At 37.3% G+C, this 225-nt stretch carries 1 protein-coding gene; it reads left to right on the top strand.

Features of this window, described 5'->3' with window-relative positions; all coding sequences use genetic code 11:
- The coding region (locus tag ACVCZW_RS00490; protein WP_452231358.1) for a hypothetical protein at positions 1 to 225 on the top strand (225 nt) is incomplete at both ends.

Genomic DNA, 225 nt, shown 5'->3' with positions numbered 1-225 from the left:
GATTGTGATAACGAAACTATACTTGTTGCAATTCTTACACTTAACGATTCTATTGGTCCTGACTTAACGTCTTGTACTGTTGCAGATGAAACGATTGAGTGTGACGGAACAAATAATGAAACGCTTGCTAACGATTGGAATGCTGCTAATATTTTAGCACTGCAATCTTGTGGTACAGATTCTTGTGATACAGATGCGGTATTCGATGTAACTTCAGATTATGCT

It is taken from the genome of Lacinutrix sp. MEBiC02595 (assembly GCF_053601555.1).
Note: the sequence above shows the minus strand (reverse complement) of the source record. Positions and strands in the feature narration are given on the sequence as shown.